Below are 20,698 nucleotides of genomic sequence, written 5' to 3'. Positions count from 1 at the left end.
TCCGCAGTCAGGAGCACCCATGCGAATCACCATTATCGGTTCCGGCGCCATCGGCGGTCTTGCCGGCGCCTGGCTGACCCAGGCTGGACACGACGTCACCCTCACGGACCGGTGGACGGAACATGTGGACGCCATGCAGCAGGGCGGCCTGCGGATCAACGGTGTGCGCGGTGAACACACCATTCCCGTCAAGGCCGTGCACCCGCATGAGCTGCAAGGCCCCCTGGAGGCGGTGCTGATCGCCACCAAGTCGCAACATACCCTGGACGCCCTCGAAAGCGTGCTGCCGCTGTTTGGGCCGGATACCTTCGTGGTTTCCTTTCAAAACGGCTTCAACGAACCGGACATCATCGAGCGCCTCCAGGCAGAAGGGCTCGGCGGCGCCGAACGTGTCATGGGATCGATCCCCAACTACGGCGGGGCTCTGGTCGACCCGGGCTGCCTGGAGTTCGTGCACGAGGGCCCCATCCAACTGGGTGAGATGACCGGCGAACGCACGCCACGGCTCGAACAGCTGGCCACCGCACTGGGCGCCCTTACAGAGGTCCAGGTGAGTGACAACATCTGGGGTCAGATCTGGGCCAAGGAGGTGTACAGCGCGCAGGTGGTCTTCAGCGCGCTCGTCGACGCGCCAGTGAGCGAGACCCTGGGTGTGGAGCGGTACGCGCGGGTCGCGGGCGCGATCGTTCGTGAGGCGCTGGACATCGCCGAGGCCAACGGCATCACCGTCGAAGCCTTCGACTTCTTCGACCCGGCCAACTACCGGCCGCGCACACCCGAGGACACCCAGAAGCTGCTGTCGAACATTCAACACGCCATCTGGCTGCTGAAAAAAGACCAGAAACCCAACCTGCACCAGTTCAAGAAAAAAGGCTCGGGGATCTGGTGGGACATCGTGTACCGGCACCGGCCCTCCGAGGTGCGGTCGTCCAACGGCAAGCTGGTGACGTTCGGCGCTCAAGCTGGGGTAGATGCCCGGCTCAACGCCAAGCTGTGCGACATGATCTACGAGATCGAGGACGGGACCCGCCAGCTCGGCTACCACAACTACGACGAGCTCGAGGCGTATGTCCACGGTCTCGGAAAGGCGCTGCCATGACCGCCATGGGTGCTCGCCTCGGGGTCGGCGTGATCGGGGCACACGCCTGGGCCGAATCGGCCCACCTTCCCGGCTACCAGGCCTATGACCGCGCGCGGTTGGTCGCGATCTGCGACACCGTGCCGGAACGTGCCCAGCGCCTGGCCGAGAAGTTCGGTGCCGAGCGGGTGTACACCGACTACCGTGACCTGCTGAACGATCCGGACGTGCAGATGGTGGACGTGTGCACCCCCACCGACACGCACCTGCCCCTGAGCCTCGCCGCGATCCGGGCAGGGAAGCATGTCCTGTCCGAAAAGCCCCTCGCGCACGACGCCCGTGACGCCTTCATGGCGGCCCGTGAGGCGGACCTCGCCGGCGTCCGGACCAAGCTCGGATTCACCTTCCGGTATTCGCCCGCCATCCGTCAGGTGCAGCGCTGGATCGCGGACGGCACCCTCGGTGAGATTTTTCATGTGCATGGCCTGGAGCAGAACTCCCAGTTCCTGGACCCGGAGTACCCACTGCGGCAGGTGCCCGAAGGCGCGGACTTCACCCAGCTGATTCCGTCGTCGGTGGTGGGCTACGGCTCACATCTCCTCGATCTGGTGCGCTGGTGCGCTGGGGACTACCGGAGCGTCATCGGAAGCATGCGCAACTTCGTACCTGAGCGCGTTGTGCGAGGCTATGAGGGATTGCAGCGCATCAATGTCGAGGACGGCACCGTCGCCCTGGCTGAATTCGTGAGTGGCGCACACGGAATGCTGCAGACGTCGTACATCGCTGTGGGCAACTACCCGGGCGTGGAACTGCGGGTGTACGGCTCGAAAGGTGCGGCCGTCGCCCGCCTCGTGGAGGAAAACGGGGTGGCCGAAACCCTGCGCTTCGCCACGCCGGATGCGGTGGAGTTCCGGGAAGTGGCGTTGCCGGACAGCGCCTACCCACCCGGAACCACCCTCCATACGCCTTGGCCGGAACTGTACTACCGCAACCTCGTGAGGCATTTCGTGGACGAGATCCTGGACGGGACGCCTGCGGAATGCACCTTCTACGATGGGGCGAAAAGCCAGGAGGCGGTCAACGCCATTGTGCAGTCTCACCGTGAACGCCGTTGGGTGGACCTTCCCCTGGCCGAGACCGGGGTGCTGACGTGACGGACGCTTCTAGCCTGGCGGAGGACTACCTCCGCCTGCATGCGCAGTTTCGCCCTGTGGACGCGACCTTCATGGGCCTGCCTGGCCATGACCACCAGCTTCCGCCGGCAGGTCCCGACAGCGTGGACGCGGAGCTCGATGCCCTGAGGGCCCTGCGCGCCCGGGTTGAGACCGCCCCCGAGCCCACCTCCAGCGGCACCCGGCTCGATGCGCGGCTCCTGAACGCGCAGCTCGCTCTGGGAGAGGCGGAACTCCAGCGGGCGCCGAGGCTGCACAACCCGGCCTGGGCTACCGGGGAAGCTGCCTTTTCGGTGATTTCCCTGCTGTTGCCCGGAGCACCTGGAAACCCTACCGAACGCGGAGACGCCCTGCGGGTGCGCCTGGAAGCCCTGCCCGGCTTTCTGGGTCAGGCCCGCGCGCACCTGCAGGGCCGCGCTGCGCCGCAGGACTGGACCGAGCGGGGCCGGCGTGAGGCCTGTGCCGCCGCGACCCTGCTGGAAGACGGATTGCCGCGTCATCCGTTGTGGCACACCGACCTGCAAGCGCCTGCATTCCGCGCAGCACGGGCCTTGAGGGCGCACGCGGACGAGCTCGCCGAGCTGGCCCCTGTGGACGACGTCGCCTGCGGAGAAGCGCATCTGGACTTCCTGATGCGGGTGGGGCATGGGCTATCGTTCGGGCCACGGGAGGCGCTCGAACAGGCCACGCTCGCGTTTGAGCGCCTCACGCAGGAGTTGGAGCACGACGCCGCCAGGCTCGATCCCAGTCGATCGTGGCAGGAACAGCTCGCCGCACTGGAGCACGACACGGCTGAGGAAGGCGGCGTGCTCGACACCTACCGCGTCTGGCACGAACGTGCCCTCGAGGCCGCGTCGGGACTCGTGACGCCCGAGCGCACCTATACTCTCGACTACCGGACCACACCCGACTGGGCGGTCGGTACGGCGGATCTGTACTTCCTGTTCTACCGTTCGCCCGCCCCCCGCCGTCCAGGGTCCGGCAGCGTGTACTGGGTGTTCCCTCCGGGCGAGGACATGGGCGCCTACCTGCGGGCGCACAACACCAGCGCCATCAAACTGATTCACGCCGTCCACCACGGCAGCATCGGCCACCACACCCACAACGCCCGGGCCCGCGAGGCCGCCAGTGTGCTGGCCCGGGTGGCGGGGACGGACTGCGCGAGCGGCATTGCCATGCTGGGGGCGGGCACCAGCGTCGAGGGCTGGGCCTGCTACGCCGAGGACCTGCTGCTGGAAGCGGAAGGCTTCTATACCCCGGCGGAGGCGCTGCTGCTCAAAAGCTATGAACGGCGCAACGCCGCTTCGTGCATGGCGGACATCAAACTGCATCTTGGAGAGTGGAGCCTGGAGGAGATGCGCGTGTTCTACCGCGACCGCGCGAACTTTGCCCCGGCCCGGATCTGGAGCGAAACCACCCGCAACTCCATGTTTCCGGCCACCCGCTTGATGTACTGGCTCGGCACCGAGGCCATCAAGAACCTGCGCACCGAACTCAACCTCCCCGCCCGCGTTTTCCACGATGCGCTGCTGGCCCACGGCCACGCGCCTATGTCCTGGATCGCGGAGGAAATGCGTCACACGCGCGCCCAGGAGACCGTATGACCCTTACCCAGGACCGCAAGACGGAACTGCAACAGCGCTTTTTGCGCGTCGACACGGCCAACGTCGCCGACATCCTTGACGAGATGGGCCACACGGACTGTGGCCTGTCGAGCGACCTGTGGCCCATCAGGGAGCGGCTGGAGAAGATGGCCGGTTGGGCCTACACCATTCGCGGCCAGATGACCCCCTATCCGGGAACAGGTGATCCAAAGAAGATGGAGGCGGTCAGTGGTCTGACCCCTGGGCACCTGAGTGTCTGGAGCGGTGGCGGCGCCGAGGGGGTGTGTTTCTTCGGAGAACTCATCGCGCGGGGCATGCAACTGCGCGGCTGTACCGGCGCGCTGGTCGACGGCGGTATTCGCGACATCGAATGGCTTGCCCGCATGGACTTCCCGGTCTACGCCCGCTACCGTACGCCAGTGCAGTCGATCGGCCGGTGGGAAGTCAATGCATGGCAGGTGGACGTCTACCTTCCCGGGGCCACCAGTGCCCGTGTCCGCGTTCGCCCCGATGACTTCATCCTTGCGGATGTCGACGGTGCCCTCATGATCCCGCAGGAGATCGTGCCTGAGGTGCTGGAGCGGGCGGAAGCGCTCACGGAAAAAGAAGCGCGCATTCGTGAGGACCTCGAAGCGGGCATGAGCCTGCCCGACGTTCTGAGCAAGTACGGGCACGTGTAAGCCATGGACCTTGTTCTTCAGGATCAGCCCGCCATTGTGACGGCGGCCAGCGCAGGCCTCGGCTACGCGACCGCCCTCGCCCTCGCCCACGAAGGCGCGCACGTTGCCCTGTGCTCGCGCGATGGTAAACGGGCGCAGGACGCGGCGGATCGGATCGAGCGGGCGACGGGCCGGCCGGTCCGTGCGTATGCGGCGGACGTAGCCGACGGTGATGCCCTCCGCGGGTTCATCGATCGAGCTGCCCAGGATCTGGGTGGCCTGCGCATCCTAGTCTGTAATGCCGGTGGGCCGCCGGCCGGCAGCTTCACGACCCTTACCGAAGCGGACTGGATGACTGCATTCCAGCTGACGCTGATGAGCGTGGTGCGCAGCGTGGACGCAGCCCTCCCTTACTTCCGTCAGGGAGGTGGCGGGCGTGTGCTCAGCATCGTCAGCAGCAGCGTGAAGCGGCCACTGGAGAACCTGACCCTTTCCAACGCTTATCGCCCCGCTGTGCAAGGGCTGTGCAAATCGCTCAGTATCGAACTTGCGCCCGACAACGTCCAGGTCAACTGCTTGGCCCCCGGTCGCATCCTGACTGAACGCATCCAGGTGCTCGATGAGGCGGCTGCGAGCCGACGCGGCACCACGTGGCAGGAGGTGCGCGCCCGCTCCGAGCAGGACATCCCGATGCAGCGCCTGGGCACGCCCGAGGAGTTTGGACGCGTCGCGGCCTTCCTGTGTTCCGGAGCAGCCACCTATGTGAACGGCAGCACCCTACTGGTCGACGGCGGCGCTGTCACTTCTCTGTAAACGGAGCTCCCATGACCTACGACGCTGAACGTCACGCTATTCTTCTCGCCGAATATTGTATCGCTGTCCAACCTGGAGACCGCGTGTTGGTAGCCGCCAGCACCCTCGCCCTGCCCCTGGTGGAGGCACTTCACCGGACTCTCCTGCAACGGGGGGCACGGCCTGTCGTGCGCCTGAGTTATCCGAACCAGATGGAGGACGCGCAGCGGTATGCCAGCGACGATGTCCTCGACACACTGCATCCAAGTGACCTCGAGGACGCGCGTGCCTTTGATGCGTCGATTCGGATTCTTACCCCCACGGCTCCTGACCTTGATCTCGATCCCCAGCGCGCTGCACGCCACCGCGCAAGCCTGGCCCCGATCAGCCCAAGCCGCCTGCACTCCCGCTGGAATCTCACCCTCTATCCGACGGAATACGGCGCGCAGGCCGCAGGCATGACCCTTCCCGACTATGAGGCGTTTGTCGCGAAGGCCATGTTCCTAGACGCCCCAGATCCGGTAGCAAAGTGGGGGGAGGTGCGTGCCTTCCAGGCCCAGCTGATCGAACGGCTCAGCCGGGCGGACGAGGTGCGGCTCGCGGCAGCTGGTACTGATCTGTGCCTGAGCGTGCGGGGACGGTCCTGGAGTAATAGTGACGCAAAACGCAACATGCCCTCGGGGGAGGTATTCACTGCCCCACTGGAAACGAGCGCAAACGGCACTATCACCTTTGATCTACCGACACTCTATGGGGGTTCGGTCGTGCGCGGCATCACCCTGACTTTCCAGGATGGGGAGGTCGTGGACGCGACCGCAGAAGAAGGACAAGACATTTTGAACGCAGCCCTACAAACGGATCAAGGCGCGCGCTTCCTTGGCGAGCTTGGCATAGGAACGAATGTGGGGATCCAACATCCCAGCATGAACATTCTTTTCGATGAGAAGATCGGAGGAACGGTCCACCTCGCCGTGGGTCAGGCCTATGTGGAGAATGGTGGAACAAACACCAGTGCGGTGCACTGGGACATGATTCTTGACCTACGGCGAGGTGGGAGGATGCAACTCGACGGTGAAGATTTTCAGGTCGATGGTCGCTTTGTAGAAACGACAGCTCGGTAGTTGGGGGATGCGGAAGAAGCGCCAACCTTCCCTCGCAGGCGATCTCCCCTCTCTAGGGGTCAAAAGTCAGATGGAGGCTTGAGAAGTCGGCTCCTGTACGGTGTTTTCTGCAATGAAAGACACCCGGAGCCGACCCGCTCAGTCTAGCCTCACTGCCCTGCTTGCTGAGCACTTCCCGCTTGATCCTCGTCGCCTGACCGTCCTGAGCGCCCTGATCCTGGCCGTGATTCAGGCACGAAGCGTCGTTCTCTACCAGCTCGTCCAGATCGTTGACCTCCCCGGCTCAAACGACACTGTGTACCAACGCCTGAAGCGCTTCGTGGAATTCGCACTTCCCGATCTCCTGGTTGCCCGCTTTGTCCTGGCCCATCTGCGAGACGAGCAGCAGATGCTGCTCGTCCTGGACCGAACCAATTGGAAGCTCGGTCAACAGGACATCAACATTCTCCTGCTCAGCGTGCGGTGGCAGACCTTCAGCTTCCCGCTCGTCTGGACCTTGTTGCCGCATAGCGGCAACAGCAACATGGCGACCCGCATCGCGCTGGTCGAACGCCTGCTCCCCTTGCTCCAGGGCAAGACACTCTTCCTGGCCGCCGACCGGGAGTTCATCGGTGGGGAGTGGTTCGTGGCCTTGCGCCGCATGGGCATTTCTCCCGTGATCCGTTTGCGGGCTGACAGCATGGTCGAGGGGTCCCCAGTCTGGGTCAGATTCAAGAAACTCAAGCCGGGTGAAGTGCGGGTCTGGCACAAGCCCACTCACGTCTACGGCGTGACGCTGCGCGTTCTGGCGTGCCAGAACGCCTTCGGTCAGACCCTGTTCCTGGCTTACCAGGGCCATGCTGAGAAAGCCCTGAAACGTTACGCGCTGCGCTGGACCGCAGAAAACATGCATCAGGCGCTGAAATCCAGGGGCTTTTTTCTCGAAAGCACGCACCTGACTGATCCCAGTCGGGTCGCCACGCTCCTGGCCGTGGTCGCACTGGCCTTCGTATGGTGCTGTTTGGTGGGAGAGTTTGAGCAGCAGCGTGACCCGTCACGCTGCCTTCGACACGGCTACCCGCCCAAAAGCCTCTTCAGACGTGGCCTGGATGCCCTTCGCGCCGTGCTGACCAAGCCCAACCGTGGGCCTGCACACGCGTTTCCCGACTTCCTCGCCACTTTTGACCCCTAGAGAGCCCAGAACAGTGGCAGGTCGTCAGTGACGAGGCGACGAGCATCGAGACATTCGCCGAGTATGGCGAACGCTTCCAGATTGAAGAAGGCTTTTTGGACGAGAAAAGCGGCTTGTTTCGTCTGGAGGATTCCAGGCTACGAGATGCGGCCAGCCTGGAACGGCTGATTCTGGTGGTGGCGGTGGCGACCTTGCTGCTCGTGTCTGAAGGAATAGAGGTCGTGCAGCGTGGGGATCGACGTGTCGTCGATCCCCACTGGCAGCGAGGACTGAGCTATCTCAAGATCGGTCTCCGGGCTGTTCAGTACGCGCTGAGCCGAGGGCGGGCGGTCTTCACCCGCCTGACCCTCTACGGCGGGTCTGACCCTGAGCCGCTCAGCGGCCGGAAACGTCCTCCCCCTGCCCCACAAAGGACGCTTGAAGTCGGCTGGAAGCTCGTTTTTCGTCCACCCTCATAAAATCTGTCAGGCGGTCAGCCGGGCGGACTCAACCTCCAGGGCCACCCACCAGGACTTAAGCTCTGCATATGGTGAACACCTCAGGGTCAGTCCTGGCCAGGCCGCTTCCCATGCCCACTTCTCCGGGGAGCGGTCATCTTGCCTGCGCCTGATGAAAACAGTCCCCGGAAGGCCGGTGGGGGGTCACGTCTGGTCATCGTCAACCTGCTGCCGACCGCGCTGATCGTCCTGGCGGTGCTGCTGGCACTGAATTTCTTCGGCCTGGTGGCCACGCCCCTGCTCGTCATCACCCTGGCCGTGCTGCTGGCCGCCGCCCTCAACCCGCTGGTGCTGTGGGGCCACGCGGCCTTGCACCTGCCACGCCCCGTCGCGGCGATTCTCACGGTGGCGCTGCTGCTGGGCGTCCTGACCCTGCTGGGCACGCTGCTGGTCCCGGTCCTGATCGCGCAGGTGTCCAGTTTCGCGGTGGGGCTGCCCGCCGACGCCTATCTCCTGGGCCAGCGCCTCGACGCGTGGCTGAACGAACATCCCACCCTGAACGCCCTGCTGGGGGAGAGCGTGCTGGACGACGTGAGTTCGCGTGCCACGGCCCTGGTCGCCGGGCTGATTCCCCAGGCCGTCAACCTCGTCGTCAGCACCGCCAGCAACCTCGCGCTGGGGGTCTTTGGGATCGTCATTCTGACCTTCACGCTGGCCCAGCCCGGACCACTGGTGCAGGGCCTGCTGAGCGCCGTGCCCGAAGCCCGCCGTGAGTGGGTAGGGGCGCTTGCGGCGCGGGTGATCGGCAGCCTCAGCCGCTGGGGACGCGGGATGCTGCTGCTGATGCTGGCAGTCGGCGGGGCCAACGCGCTGGGGCTCTGGGCGCTGGGGGTCGAGAATTGGCTGCTGTACGGGGTTGTGGCGGCCTTTGGCGAGATCGTGCCGACGGTCGGCCCGATCTTTGCGGCGCTGCCGCCCATTCTCGCCACCCTGGCCGACGATCCGGGCAAGGCCGTCGGGGTCGCCCTGCTCGCCCTGGCGATTCAGCAGGTGGAAAACTATGTGCTGGTCCCGTTCGTGCTGGGCGGCAGCGCGAACCTGCACCCGGTGTCGGTGACGGCCGGCGTGCTGCTGTTCGGGAGCGTCTTCGGGCTGGTCGGCGCCTTCCTGACGGTGCCGTTCCTGATCCTGATCAAGGCCCTCTACGAGGAGGTGCTGCTTGCCCGCCGCTCTCTCGCATCCGAGGCGGATGCCCAGGCCGTCGTCGAGGGGGCCTCTCCAGAAACCCCCCCGGAGGGACAGCAGGCGGGCTAAGGTTCGCCCGACCCGACGCTATTTCAGAAAGTCCTCGCGCAGATAGGCGGGATTGGGGTAACTGTAGAAGCCCTCTCCTGTGGCGATGCCCAGCTTGCCCTGATCGATGTAGCTCTTGAGGTACTGCGCCACCGCTCCGCGCCCCGCGTCGCCCTGAGCGGCGGCGGCCATGTTGATGTTGTACGGCGTGGTCAGGCCAATCACGTCCAGGATGGCGAAGGGTCCACGTGGCGCACCGGTCGCCACCATCCAGGTCTTGTCCACCGTGTGCGGGTCCGCGACGCCCTTCACGACCAGTTCCAGGGCTGCGCCCAGCAGCGGGACCAGCAGGGTATTCAGGATGTACCCCGGCTGCTCCTTGTGCAGCGGCAACGCGACCATGCCGATGTCCTGGGCAAACGCCACCACCTGATCGAACACGGCGTCGTCGGTGCGCGGCGTGCGCATGATCTCGGCGGTGTTGTTCAGCCAGATCTGGTTGGCGAAATGCAGTGCCAGGAACCGCCCAGGCCGCCCGGTGGCCTCCATCAGGTCGCTGGGCAGCAGGGTCGAGGTGTTGGTGGCGAAGATGGTGTCCGGGTCGGCGACCTCGCCCAGCTTGTGGTAGAAGTCCCGCTTGATGTCGAAAACTTCCGGAATGGCCTCGATCACGAGGTCCACGCCCCGCACGGCCTCCGCCAGTTCGGTGAAGAACGTCAGGCGCTCCATGGCCGCCCGGGTCTGCTCCGGAGTGGCCTGGAGGTCCTGCTGGTAGCGTTCCTGCAACCCCTCCAGGGTGGCCCTAGCGCGGGTGACGGCCTCGTCGCCTACGTCATATACGCGCACGTCAAAGCCGTGAAAGGCCGTCTGAAAGGCGATTTGCGAACCCAACACTCCACTGCCGCACACCGCGACGGTCTTGATGGTCATGGTCCCTCCTCCTGGCAGCCTCGCAGTGAATGCACAGATGCAGCCTGTTTGGTTGCCTCTGGAGCCTACTCCAGGCCCCCGATTGCGGGCGGTTGCCCAGATTGCCCCCTCAGGGAGGGTAAAGGGCAGCCCGCCTCACCTGGGGGTCAATCTGGTGGTTGGGTTCGGGCAGCCCTATCGAGGGGGAAACTCTGATCTGGTTGGGGCGAGAGCCCATCATAACCGCAGACCGGCCGAGCCCGTGCCCCGCAGGGGCCGCCCAGCGTGACCGCCGTGTAGATGCTGAACCCGCAAGCCGACTCTCCGGTCCTCGGCTCCCTCCAGAGCGAGCTTCCTGCCCACTCCAGGACAGGACTGCCGGCCCACCGATCACCCGCGAGGCAGCGCGACGATGGAAGCGCCCTTGCGGAATGTGCGGGCACCTGTGCGACAGTGAAGCAGCAGTCGGAGGCAACCGTGACCCTGAGCGACAGGCAGCTGGAGGAGCTACGTCAGGCCCTGCGCAGCGGAGCCGCGGCCCCGCTGGTGATGGCGGCCGGGCGGCTGAGTCCGGCTGAATGGGCGCAACTGCTCTCACAGCTCCCCCCGCACGAGCTGCCCATAGTCACGCGCCGCCTGCCTCCCGAACGCCGAGCGGCGATCGTGGCCGAGTTGCCGCCGACCGTCGGCGCGGACCTCGTGGCCAGGCTGCCACGGCCGGAGGGGGCCGCGCTGCTGGGGGCGCTGGATCCGGACGACGCTGCCGACCTCCTCGCGCGTCTCCCCGGCGGCGTTCTGACTGAGCTGCTCGGTGCCCTGCCGGAAGGACGGGCGGCCCGGCTGCGTCAGTTGCTGGCCTACCCGGCCGACAGCGCTGGCGGCCGGATGACGCCCCAGTTCGTCGCGGTGCTGCCCGATCTGACTGCGGATCAGGCGATAGCGGCCATCCGCCAGGTGGCCCATGAGGCGGAGACGATCTATTCCGTGTATGTGGTGGACGGGGCGCAGGCCTTCCTGGGGGTCCTCTCGCTGCACGCGCTGGTCACGGCGCCGCCGGGGACCCCCGTGCGCGAACTGATGGTGCCAGACGCGGTGTCGGTCCGCGTCGACACCGACCAGGAAGTCGCCGCGCGGCTGCTGATGCGCCGCAATCTGCTCGCCCTGCCGGTCACCGATGAGGGGGGTCGGCTGGTCGGCATCATCACCGAGGATGACGTCGCCGACGTGCTGGAAGAGGAAGCGACCGAGGACTTCCAGCGGCTGGGCGGCTCGCAACCGCTGGAGACGCCTTACCGCCGGGCGAGCGTCTGGCTGCTCTTTCGCAAGCGGCTGCCCTGGTTGCTCGCGCTGTTCGTCGCCGAGGCCTACACCGGGAACGTGATGCGCTATTTCGAGGACACACTGGGGCAGGTGGTGGCCCTGTCCTTTTTCATTCCCCTGCTGCTGGGGACCGGCGGGAACATCGGCAGTCAGATCACCACCACGCTCGTCCGCGCGATGGCGGTGGACGACCTGAGCCTGCGGGACCTGCGCTGGATTCTCGGCAAGGAGTTCGTGGTCGGACTGGTGATTGGGGCCGTGATGGCCCTGATCGCTTTCCTTCGAGCGAAGCTGTTGCACGTCGGGGCGGATGTGGGGACGGTCGTCGCCCTGGCCATCGCCGCCATCAGCATCTGGTCATCGGTGGTGGCCGCCGTCTTGCCCCTTCTGTTACGCAAGCTCCGGCTCGACCCCACCGTCGTGTCCGCGCCCTTCATCACGACGCTGGTGGACGGCACCGGGCTGGTGATCTACTTCTTAATCGCCCGGGCCGTCCTCCAGCTCTAGCCTGACCAGCGCCACTCGTCCCGGGGACGAGCGTCCTCGACATGGGCGACCGGTGCCTCCCCGATCCGCAGTCCAGTCTCAAACACCAGGCGGTGCTGGGGCGCTCTCACCTCGAGCTGTCGCCGACGCTGGTGCAGGGGGCCCTCCGGCCCTTCGCGGACCCGGTTCGGCCCGGTGAGGGGGAGCTGCTAGACGCTTAGCGTTTGTTTCCGCGTGGCTACTGGCGTCACCCCTACCACAGACCCGTGGCCGCGTCACGCGTCAGCGGCAGTTGGGCCCGGACCTGGCCGGCCGCGTCGTACAGGTCGACCTGCATCCGGGTGGCCGCCGCCGAGTAGACCTTGAACAGCAGGTAGCGCCCATCCGCGCTGAAGGCCTGACCCTGCCAGTCCGCACTGGGGTTGACCGGGTGAACGCCGGGAGCAAAGGCCAAGGCACGCTGACGGTCGGACATGGAAGCCTGAGCGGAGAGCGTGCTGTTGGCATTCAGGGCACTTGGCTGAGCCGAAGTGTTCGGCAGCGAAGTCTGGGGTGCGCTGCTACAGGCGGCCAGCAGCAGCGACAGCGAGAGGAGTGGAGCCAGGGTACGGATGGGCATAGGGATCTCCTGCCGGGCACCACGCTCTGGGAGAGGGATCTCGTCGTAGTTTCGCGTGAGCGCCCTGGTCTCGTCCTGCCCTTTCTGAACGAATTGTGAGGCACCCTAGCAAGGGGCCATAGCCAGCTTTGCTTACAGGCCCACATTTAGCCCGAAGCTCTGCACACCGTCCCTGGGGCCGTGCCGTTGCTTTGGCACAACCCATTGTGGTTTTTGGCGATTTGTGTCCCGCTTGCCTGCAGGGAATGCCGCCCGCGTGAATGGACCCCCAGCAGGCTGGCCACGGGCACTGGGCATGCATTGGCTTCCGAAGCCCCCATTACCTCACCGCAGCAGGGCCACTTCACACCAGTCCAGTGTGTCGATCAGGTCAGGGCGGCGGACCTTCTGCCGTCAGCCGCTCCGCGACCGCCAGCACCTCTTTCGGGTTCAGCACGCCCTTGAACCACACCAGCCGCTCGTCGAAGTCCGAGGGGTCCACGCCCGCCCGCTCCAGGTTCAGCCGCTCCGAGACACACACGATCACGTCTTGCCTGCCTGATTTCCGCAGCAGGTCGAACTTCTTCCGCAGGTACTCCGGCCGCCAGTAGCCCACGATCTCCACCAGCACGCTGCGGCCGTCCTCGTGGGCGAGGCGGAAATCCGGCAAGATCACGCCCCCCGGCACCGGCACCAGGTCCACCTCGCGCTCCAGCTTCCATGCAGTCTCCAGCTTGGCGAAGCGCTCGGAAAAGCCCGACTCCAGGGCGCTGTCATGCTCTTTGGGCTCGGGGTAGTGGCTGACGTACCCGTCCTCGCTGGTCAGGCCGAACTGCCATTCCTCGTCCTTCGGGTCCACCCAGGCGAGATCCCGGCGGGGCTTGAGGGTCGCGGTCAGGTCCCATTTCGTGACGTGCAGCAGCGCGGGCAGGAACTTCGACAGGGCCAGCCCGTAGCGGGTGGTCCCGCCGAACAGGGAGGTCGGGCCGTCCAGGGTCAGGGTGAACCCGTGGACCGGATCACCCTCCACCGTCAGCATCAGGCCGAAAAAGCGCGTGTATTTCAACAGTTGCTTGTACCGGGCAGGCTCATTGGGCCGGGCGGTCAGGATCAGGCTGTAGGCGCGGTACAGCACCCCCTGGGCCTGGGCCAGGTCCCACCGCTCGATCAGGGCCTGCGGCTCAGGCGGGTCGAAGGCCGTCAACGTCTGCTGGTCCGGCAGATCGGCGTACAGGGCAGCGGCCACATCCTCAGCGGAGAGGGGCCGCTCGCTGGAGAGGGACCGTGCAGCCTGCTCCAGCACGAGGTCACGCCGCAGACGACTGGGTGGATGCGCCTGGGCCAGCTCGAAGACCTTCTCCCGCACCAGGGACGGCTCGGCGTGCCCGCCCGTCTCAAAGGTGCTCGACCCGTTGGTCAACAGATGCGCCATCCCCCGCAGCACCTTGAAGTCCGGCCGCCCGGCCCCCAGCACTTTCAGGTCCTCGTCGAGGTCCGCCCGTCTCTTGCCCAGATTGGCCTCGAAGGTGCGGATCAGGGTCTCGGCGAGCTGGAGGTTGCCTGGTGTGGGCTTGAGTCGTCGGGGCTCCACCACGCCGCCCTTGACCCGGAACATCAGGAGTTCAGTGGGGAGCATTCAGGTCCTCCCACACGGGCGTTTCCGCCCGTTGCCCTGGCTGCCACTGCCCCCGGCGCTGCTGGCTGACCCGTTCCTCGGAGGTGCCCTCGGTGATGACCTCGTACAGCACCGCCTGTTTCCCCTCCGACTTCCGCAGGATGCGCCCGAGCCGCTGCACGTACTCGCGCTCGGTGGCGGTGCCGGACAGCACCACGGCCACACTCGCCTCCGGCACGTCGATGCCCTCGTTCAGGACCCGGCTGGTGGCGAGGATGCGGTAGGTGCCGTCCCGGAATCTCTTCAGCAGCTTGTGCCGCTCCTTGACGGGCGTCTGGTGCGTGATGGTGGGGACCAGAAACTCGTGACTGATGCGGTAGACCGCCGCGTTGTCGTTGGTGAAGATCAGGGTCCGCTCCTGCGGGTGGTTGGCGAAGATCTCCTCCAGCACGCGCAGTTTGCCCTCGGTCCCGTAGGCCAGGGACTTCGCCTCCAGATGCGCGAGCATGGCCGCCCGGCCCTGGACGGTCCCGCTCGACATGACGAATTTCTGCCAGCCCTCGATGCTGCCCAGCCGAATACCCGAGCGCCGCAGAAAGTCGTTGCGGAGGCGAATGCACCCGTCGTAGCGTTCCTGCTCCAGGGGGCTGAGCCGCACCCGGATGATGACCTCGCGGTACTCGGACAGCGAGCCGCCCGCCAGCTCCTCTGGGACGACCGAGTACACGACCGGGCCGACCAGCCCGTCCAGATCCGCCTCTCGTCCGTCACTGCGCTTCGGAGTGGCGGTCAGGCCCAGGCGGTAGGGGGCTATCCCCATCTCCGCGGTGACGCGGGTGAAGGGGGCGGGGAGGTGGTGGCACTCGTCGAAGACTTGGAAGGCATATCTCCCAGCGAGGTCCTCGGCGTGGATGGCCGCTGAGTCATAGGTGCTCACCAGGATGGGCGCGTCGTCCTTGCTGCCCCCACCCAGCAGACCCACCTGGGCGTCCGGAAAGGCGGCCAGCAGCCCGGCGTACCACTGGTGCATCAGGTCGAGGGTAGGCACGCAGACCAGGGCGCTGCGGGGGGTATCGCGCAGGGCGAGCTGCGCGACCAGGGTCTTCCCCGCCCCAGTGGGCAGGACCACCACGCCCCGGCGCCCGGCCCGTTTCCAGGCATTCAGGGCGCCCTGCTGGTGCTGGTAGGGCTCGATGTCGCGGGCGTAGCCCAGGTCGAGCTTGAGGAAGCTTGCGGCCTCGTCTTTGACACCTGCCTGCCCGAGCGCCTCCATCACCTCGCGGTAAGTCTGCCCCGGAGCGCGGTACGACTGGCTGCGGGAGTCCCAGGTGAAGAGGTGCGAGACCACCTCGGGCACCTCCCACATCACGAGGGTGCCCCGGTCGAGGCGCAGCACGGGCGGCATAGGGGGCATCCTAGCGGCCCAGTGCGCCGGAGATTCCAACAGAACAACGCTTGGGGGGGCCGTCGCTATGCTCGGCACATACGTTCCCTTTTGCTGCTGGTCCTGCTGCTGGCAAGTTGCGCTCCGGGAGCAGGGAGATTTTGGGGAGTGCCGAATACATGGGTGGCGTTGGCACTTCGAGTCCTGGAGGTAGAAATCTACCTGTACGCCCTCCAGATAAGGGCGCTGTAAGCCTCAGAAACTGCCGCCACTGCTCGAAAGCGGTACTTTTCTACGGCCTGCTCGTGAAATTGCTTCACTTCGCGCTCGGTGGCAGCGTCCTTAAACCACGCCATTCCGGCAGGAGTGACGACCATTCCGTTCATGAAGGTTCTGGCTCGCCCTTCCGTGACGGGTCTCCCTTTGGTGACGGCCCGCCTTAGCGACGTCCCCCTGCGCCCAGCCGGGAAGTAGGTCCGGAGAGCCTGGCGGGTGCGGCGCTCAGGCCCCCGGGACTGCCCTGTCCTACTGGGGTACCGCTGCGCCGCTCTTGTGGATGACGTACACCATTCCACCCGAGGCGTTCAGCCACAGCTTCTCGAAAATGTCGCGCCCATAAGTGCGCTGCACGCTCTCGTTGTCTGCCGCGGCCGGGTCGTTCACCACCGGGTTGCCCTGAGCGTCAAAGCCGACGACCACCACCAGGTGGCCAGTGCTCGAAGGAATGGCGGCTCCAGGCAGCTCTCCCACCTTCCAGCGAATGCTGGCCACCAGGGGAATGCCCGCCGCGATGTACTTTTCGGCAGCGGCCAGACTCGGCAGCCGGGTCACAAAGCCCCGGAAGCCATACTCGGCCGCGTAGGCGACATTAAAGGGCCAGTTGCCCATCCCGTCATACACAGCGTCGTAGGTGCCTTTGGCGGCTTCGGGGACGGTGACGTTGGTGCCGTAGAACGCCATCACCATGCTGGTCGAGGTGGGGGAGCACCAGACCTCGCCGCCGTCCGGGTAGATCATCTGGGAACGCTCAGGCACGTTCAGCACCTTGCCCCAGGCACTCTTGTCGCTGGGCGCACCGGCACCGGCCGTCTGCCGGTCGGTATCCACAGTGTTCATGGCCACCTGCTTGAGCTTGGCCCCGTCTCTCAGCGTCACGCGGTACTGGTAACGGGTGGTGGTCGCACGGCCATAGAGGTTGTTGGTGTCCGTCCACACGATGCCGTCGACATCCTTTTGGCTCTCGGCGCTGGCGCGGCCCTCGGCGCGGGACCAAGTGCCAAAGGAATACCACTTGGTCCAGGTGTCTCCCACCTTCTGGTGGCGCACCTCGACGCTCAGACTGCCTTTTTCGCCGGTTTCAGCATTCCAGGAAGGAATGAGCTGGTCATAGGCGTTCACTGTGATGACGCTGCTGGTCAGGGTGCCCGACGTCTTTCCTTCAGCGAGAATTAGCGTGTCGCCACTGAGCTTGAGGTTGTCGAGGGTGCCGCTTACCCAGTGGTTGTCGCTCTGCCAAACAAGGGTCGTGCTGTAGGCACTGTCCGTGGCCTTTGATGGGGCCTCCGCTTTTGGTGGTTCCGGGACCTGGGGAGTGGTATTGCAGGCGGAAATCATCAAGGCCGCCGACAACAAAGCCGGAATATTGAGTTGTTTCATGTAAATTAACTGTAACACATCTTGAGTTTGGCTGGATTAGAACGCAGGACACACGATAAATTAGACCTCTTGCGAAAGTCGCGGAGTAAGCTAGTGGGATGGAGCAAGACCGTCTAGCACGCACAATGCGGATGAATCGCACGCAGTTCCGGCGACGTACCGGGGTCCTCTCTAGGGGTCAAAAGTCAGATGGAGGCTTGAGAAGTCGGCTCCTGTACGGTGTTTTCTGCAATGAAAGACACCCGGAGCCGACCCGCTCAGTCTAGCCTCACTGCCCTGCTTGCTGAGCACTTCCCGCTTGATCCTCGTCGCCTGACCGTCCTGAGCGCCCTGATCCTGGCCGTGATTCAGGCACGAAGCGTCGTTCTCTACCAGCTCGTCCAGATCGTTGACCTCCCCGGCTCAAACGACACTGTGTACCAACGCCTGAAGCGCTTCGTGGAATTCGCACTTCCCGATCTCCTGGTTGCCCGCTTTGTCCTGGCCCATCTGCGAGACGAGCAGCAGATGCTGCTCGTCCTGGACCGAACCAATTGGAAGCTCGGTCAACAGGACATCAACATTCTCCTGCTCAGCGTGCGGTGGCAGACCTTCAGCTTCCCGCTCGTCTGGACCTTGTTGCCGCATAGCGGCAACAGCAACATGGCGACCCGCATCGCGCTGGTCGAACGCCTGCTCCCCTTGCTCCAGGGCAAGACACTCTTCCTGGCCGCCGACCGGGAGTTCATCGGTGGGGAGTGGTTCGTGGCCTTGCGCCGCATGGGCATTTCTCCCGTGATCCGTTTGCGGGCTGACAGCATGGTCGAGGGGTCCCCAGTCTGGGTCAGATTCAAGAAACTCAAGCCGGGTGAAGTGCGGGTCTGGCACAAGCCCACTCACGTCTACGGCGTGACGCTGCGCGTTCTGGCGTGCCAGAACGCCTTCGGTCAGACCCTGTTCCTGGCTTACCAGGGCCATGCTGAGAAAGCCCTGAAACGTTACGCGCTGCGCTGGACCGCAGAAAACATGCATCAGGCGCTGAAATCCAGGGGCTTTTTTCTCGAAAGCACGCACCTGACTGATCCCAGTCGGGTCGCCACGCTCCTGGCCGTGGTCGCACTGGCCTTCGTATGGTGCTGTTTGGTGGGAGAGTTTGAGCAGCAGCGTGACCCGTCACGCTGCCTTCGACACGGCTACCCGCCCAAAAGCCTCTTCAGACGTGGCCTGGATGCCCTTCGCGCCGTGCTGACCAAGCCCAACCGTGGGCCTGCACACGCGTTTCCCGACTTCCTCGCCACTTTTGACCCCTAGAGAGACCGGGGTCTATCCCGAAACCTTCGCCGAGATGGAGGCGGTCCTCGCAGAGCGGGAAGCACAGAAGAAGAAATCTGGCCGTCCAGCCGCACTCAGCGTCGCGGAACAACTGCTGCTGACCTTGGAATTCTGGCGCGAATACCGCACCTTCGCGCACCTGGGCGATGACTGGGGCGTTCATGAGACCACCGTGCATCGCACGGTGGAACGGGTCGAAGCCGCCCTGATCGCCAACCCACAGTTCCAGATGCCCAAGCAGCGTGTGTTTCGGGAGGCACAGATCGTGTACAGCATTGTCGCGGTCGATGCCTCCGAGGTCCCCTGCGAGCGACCCAAAAAAACCTATGACGGCAAAGGGGGCTTGAGGAGTTGATCTTCCAAGGCGGCCAGGTACTGATCCGGGGAGCGGCGGAAGCGGAGTTGCTGACGTCGTGCCTCATGCCGGACTTCCAGTCCGGCCCGCAGACGATGCCAGGCCATCAAGCAGCGGGGCTGGAGGTCAGGTCCCGTGGGTGGATAAAGACGAGTGCCGAAGGCGGCGACCAGGCGAACCTGCCCCCGGATGACGGTGCTGGGCGAGGCGACCTTCCGCCCAGAAATCCGCCGCTCGTGGTAGCGAGCAGCACCGAAGAACTGTTCCAGATCATTGTTGGTGCGGGGGAGGCCAGGGAGGCGATAGCTGTGGAACAGGTGCGGACGGTAGCTCGCTGTGACCTTGAGGAAGTGCCTGAGGGCGTCCGGAAGCGAACCGGAGCGGTTCGCTTCCTGTTCGATCCGCTGCAACACGGTGTTGAAACGCTGCTCCACCTGCTCGACGGTGCCTTCCTCGGCATTGTCCAGCACTTGGGCAGCTTGCGAAACCAATCGGTAGGCCGTGTTAATGTCCGGCCACACCGTGCGGCTGCTCTCCAAGGCGTCTTGGAGATGCGCGTGCAGCCGTTCCAGATCACGGCCTACCGGTTCTTGCCCCCCTTTTTCACGGTGATGACCCGGTCCAGGGATTCTTCAACATCCTGAATCCGCCGCCGGAGTCTCAGGCCGCTCGCCGCCAGCGGCGGGCGGCCATCATCGGTCAGGGCACTCCGCACGGCGAGACAGTAGCTCAGCAGCACCCTGGCCTGCAGGTCATGACGTCCCTCTAGGCTGCGTTCCAGCTTCCGGATCCCCCGCAACTCGCGTTTGAGCTGCACCTTGGCGTGCCGATCGGCTTCAAAGACGGGACGGGCCGCTTCGCGCAGGTAATGGAATTGGCAGAGTTGATGCGGGACGCCGGGCAGAACCCGGGCGATGGTATTGCGGATGGCATGCTGACCATCGCTGATCACGCCGATGATCGGGAGGCCCTCCCCGAGGGCCTCCTTCACTTCTTGAACCAGGGGCGCGAGTTGCGCTTCGCCACTCCCCAGCAGGGCACGAGCGAGCAACACCTCGCCCGACAGCACGTCCCGCAATACCCACAGCACTTCATGCCCAATATCGGGCTGCAACCCGTCCAGGGCCAAGATCACGCGCCCCTGGGCACGCAGCTTCTCCTGAAGCCGCGTCGCGTCCGTCAAGCGCAACGCCAGCAATTCTTCGTAGCGGTGCAGCAGGTTGGTGACGTTCCGTTCGCTGATCTCCACGCCGCGCTCCAAGAGGAGCGCGTGAATCTCGGGCACGGAACGGTGTTCGCTGTACCGCTTTCTGCCGATCAGCGCCAGGACATCCAGCCCGTATTCAGAACGGGGCAGCGCCAGGGCCCCTTCGGCTTCGGGCCGAAGGGGCTGTCGATATCTCGAGCACGCGGCATCACGGCACTGCCGAATCTTGAGGATGTACTGCACGGCGCCCCCCAACATCATCAGGCGTCGCCTGTTGTGGTACGCCAGGGTCGTGGACTGCCCGCAGACTGGGCAGGAGGTCACGGCACACCTCAGGACTTCCATTCGTGGGGCAGGCTCACGAGCATCTCGACGCGCCACTTGACACCTCCGCACCTCCCAGCCTACTCCTCAAGCCCCCTTTGCCGTCATAGGAAAAAAACAGCGTCGCTGGTACAGCGGCAAGAAAAAGCGGCACACCCTGAAGTTTCAGGTGCTGATCTGTACCGTCACCCAGCGCATCCTGAGCA

At 65.1% G+C, this 20,698-nt stretch carries 17 protein-coding genes and 1 pseudogene; 12 read left to right on the top strand and 6 right to left on the bottom strand.

The genetic code is table 11. The features are described from left to right. Positions 1-19: 19 nt before the first annotated feature. From F8S09_RS14630 to F8S09_RS14590, 9 genes are all read left to right on the top strand, one after another. The gene (locus F8S09_RS14630; RefSeq protein WP_152872217.1) at positions 20-1,099 is read left to right on the top strand and encodes a ketopantoate reductase family protein; all 1,080 of its coding nucleotides are present in this window, start codon (positions 20-22) and stop codon (positions 1,097-1,099) included. Further along, the gene (locus F8S09_RS14625) at positions 1,096-2,232 is read left to right on the top strand and encodes a Gfo/Idh/MocA family protein (RefSeq protein ID WP_152872216.1); all 1,137 of its coding nucleotides are present in this window, start codon (positions 1,096-1,098) and stop codon (positions 2,230-2,232) included. The genes F8S09_RS14630 and F8S09_RS14625 overlap by 4 nt, the downstream gene beginning before the upstream one ends. Further along, complete coding sequence (locus F8S09_RS14620) at positions 2,229-3,854, top strand: DUF885 family protein (protein WP_322618858.1); 1,626 nt, start codon at positions 2,229-2,231, stop codon at positions 3,852-3,854. The genes F8S09_RS14625 and F8S09_RS14620 overlap by 4 nt, the downstream gene beginning before the upstream one ends. After that, a complete protein-coding gene (locus F8S09_RS14615) occupies positions 3,851-4,534 on the top strand; it encodes an RraA family protein (protein ID WP_152872214.1) in 684 nt (227 codons plus the stop codon). The genes F8S09_RS14620 and F8S09_RS14615 overlap by 4 nt, the downstream gene beginning before the upstream one ends. Positions 4,535-4,537: 3 nt before the next feature. Next, on the top strand, positions 4,538-5,326 hold the full coding sequence (locus tag F8S09_RS14610) for an SDR family oxidoreductase (protein WP_152872213.1): 789 nt from the start codon (positions 4,538-4,540) through the stop codon (positions 5,324-5,326). An 11-nt stretch (positions 5,327-5,337) separates the two neighbouring features. Further along, complete coding sequence (locus tag F8S09_RS14605; protein WP_152872212.1) at positions 5,338-6,426, top strand: aminopeptidase; 1,089 nt, start codon at positions 5,338-5,340, stop codon at positions 6,424-6,426. A 112-nt stretch (positions 6,427-6,538) separates the two neighbouring features. After that, positions 6,539-7,597 (top strand): IS4 family transposase, encoded by a 1,059-nt coding sequence (locus tag F8S09_RS14600; RefSeq protein ID WP_152872206.1) that lies wholly within the window; start codon positions 6,539-6,541, stop codon positions 7,595-7,597. Between the two features lie 95 nt (positions 7,598-7,692). Then, positions 7,693-8,055, top strand: coding sequence for a hypothetical protein (locus F8S09_RS14595; protein WP_194165367.1), 363 nt, complete (start codon positions 7,693-7,695; stop codon positions 8,053-8,055). Between the two features lie 138 nt (positions 8,056-8,193). Then, positions 8,194-9,348 (top strand): AI-2E family transporter, encoded by a 1,155-nt coding sequence (locus F8S09_RS14590; RefSeq protein WP_152872211.1) that lies wholly within the window; start codon positions 8,194-8,196, stop codon positions 9,346-9,348. An 18-nt stretch (positions 9,349-9,366) separates the two neighbouring features. Here the strand turns inward: F8S09_RS14590 and F8S09_RS14585 are convergent, their stop codons facing one another. After that, entirely contained in the window at positions 9,367-10,257 is an 891-nt protein-coding gene (locus tag F8S09_RS14585) for a 3-hydroxyacyl-CoA dehydrogenase (protein ID WP_152872210.1), read from the bottom strand. 456 nt (positions 10,258-10,713) lie between these two features. Here F8S09_RS14585 and mgtE point away from each other — a divergent pair, with 456 nt between their 5' ends. Further along, positions 10,714-12,063: a magnesium transporter gene (gene mgtE / locus F8S09_RS14580; RefSeq protein ID WP_322618857.1), complete on the top strand. Its 1,350-nt coding sequence runs from the start codon at positions 10,714-10,716 to the stop codon at positions 12,061-12,063. 232 nt (positions 12,064-12,295) lie between these two features. Here mgtE and F8S09_RS14575 read toward each other — a convergent pair whose 3' ends face one another. The 4 genes from F8S09_RS14575 to F8S09_RS14560 form a co-directional block, all read right to left on the bottom strand. Then, complete coding sequence (locus F8S09_RS14575; protein ID WP_152872209.1) at positions 12,296-12,661, bottom strand: hypothetical protein; 366 nt, start codon at positions 12,659-12,661, stop codon at positions 12,296-12,298. Positions 12,662-13,031: 370 nt separating this feature from the next. Beyond that, entirely contained in the window at positions 13,032-14,276 is a 1,245-nt protein-coding gene (locus F8S09_RS14570; protein WP_152872208.1) for a DUF790 family protein, read from the bottom strand. Next, positions 14,263-15,660 (bottom strand): DEAD/DEAH box helicase family protein, encoded by a 1,398-nt coding sequence (locus tag F8S09_RS14565; RefSeq protein WP_152872207.1) that lies wholly within the window; start codon positions 15,658-15,660, stop codon positions 14,263-14,265. Before F8S09_RS14565 ends, F8S09_RS14570 begins: the two co-directional genes overlap by 14 nt. A gap of 504 nt (positions 15,661-16,164) precedes the next feature. Next, entirely contained in the window at positions 16,165-17,295 is a 1,131-nt protein-coding gene (locus F8S09_RS14560) for a peptidase C39 family protein (protein WP_227978720.1), read from the bottom strand. Between the two features lie 231 nt (positions 17,296-17,526). Between F8S09_RS14560 and F8S09_RS14555 the strand changes: the two genes are divergently transcribed. Further along, positions 17,527-18,585 (top strand): IS4 family transposase, encoded by a 1,059-nt coding sequence (locus F8S09_RS14555; protein ID WP_152872206.1) that lies wholly within the window; start codon positions 17,527-17,529, stop codon positions 18,583-18,585. Continuing rightward, a complete protein-coding gene (locus F8S09_RS14550) occupies positions 18,575-18,961 on the top strand; it encodes a transposase family protein (protein WP_227978719.1) in 387 nt (128 codons plus the stop codon). The genes F8S09_RS14555 and F8S09_RS14550 overlap by 11 nt, the downstream gene beginning before the upstream one ends. Here F8S09_RS14550 and F8S09_RS14545 read toward each other — a convergent pair. Continuing rightward, positions 18,931-20,513: pseudogene (locus F8S09_RS14545) on the bottom strand (ISNCY family transposase). The gene F8S09_RS14550 and the pseudogene F8S09_RS14545 overlap by 31 nt on opposite strands. Positions 20,514-20,698 lie beyond the last annotated feature (185 nt).

It is taken from the genome of Deinococcus terrestris (assembly GCF_009377345.1).
Lineage (GTDB): Bacteria > Deinococcota > Deinococci > Deinococcales > Deinococcaceae > Deinococcus > Deinococcus terrestris.
Note: the sequence above shows the minus strand (reverse complement) of the source record. Positions and strands in the feature narration are given on the sequence as shown.

Excerpts from the sequence above, each read along its gene's own strand:
- F8S09_RS14630 (WP_152872217.1), top strand. The coding sequence starts at position 20 with ATGCGAATCACCATTATCGGTTCCGGCGCCATCGGCGGTCTTGCCGGC.
- F8S09_RS14575 (WP_152872209.1), bottom strand. The coding sequence starts at position 12,661 with ATGCCCATCCGTACCCTGGCTCCACTCCTCTCGCTGTCGCTGCTGCTG.
- F8S09_RS14610 (WP_152872213.1), top strand. The coding sequence starts at position 4,538 with ATGGACCTTGTTCTTCAGGATCAGCCCGCCATTGTGACGGCGGCCAGC.
- F8S09_RS14585 (WP_152872210.1), bottom strand. The coding sequence starts at position 10,257 with ATGACCATCAAGACCGTCGCGGTGTGCGGCAGTGGAGTGTTGGGTTCG.
- F8S09_RS14625 (WP_152872216.1), top strand. The coding sequence starts at position 1,096 with ATGACCGCCATGGGTGCTCGCCTCGGGGTCGGCGTGATCGGGGCACAC.
- F8S09_RS14560 (WP_227978720.1), bottom strand. The coding sequence starts at position 17,295 with ATGAAACAACTCAATATTCCGGCTTTGTTGTCGGCGGCCTTGATGATT.
- F8S09_RS14570 (WP_152872208.1), bottom strand. The coding sequence starts at position 14,276 with ATGCTCCCCACTGAACTCCTGATGTTCCGGGTCAAGGGCGGCGTGGTG.
- F8S09_RS14605 (WP_152872212.1), top strand. The coding sequence starts at position 5,338 with ATGACCTACGACGCTGAACGTCACGCTATTCTTCTCGCCGAATATTGT.
- F8S09_RS14600 (WP_152872206.1), top strand. The coding sequence starts at position 6,539 with ATGAAAGACACCCGGAGCCGACCCGCTCAGTCTAGCCTCACTGCCCTG.
- F8S09_RS14565 (WP_152872207.1), bottom strand. The coding sequence starts at position 15,660 with ATGCCGCCCGTGCTGCGCCTCGACCGGGGCACCCTCGTGATGTGGGAG.
- F8S09_RS14615 (WP_152872214.1), top strand. The coding sequence starts at position 3,851 with ATGACCCTTACCCAGGACCGCAAGACGGAACTGCAACAGCGCTTTTTG.
- F8S09_RS14555 (WP_152872206.1), top strand. The coding sequence starts at position 17,527 with ATGAAAGACACCCGGAGCCGACCCGCTCAGTCTAGCCTCACTGCCCTG.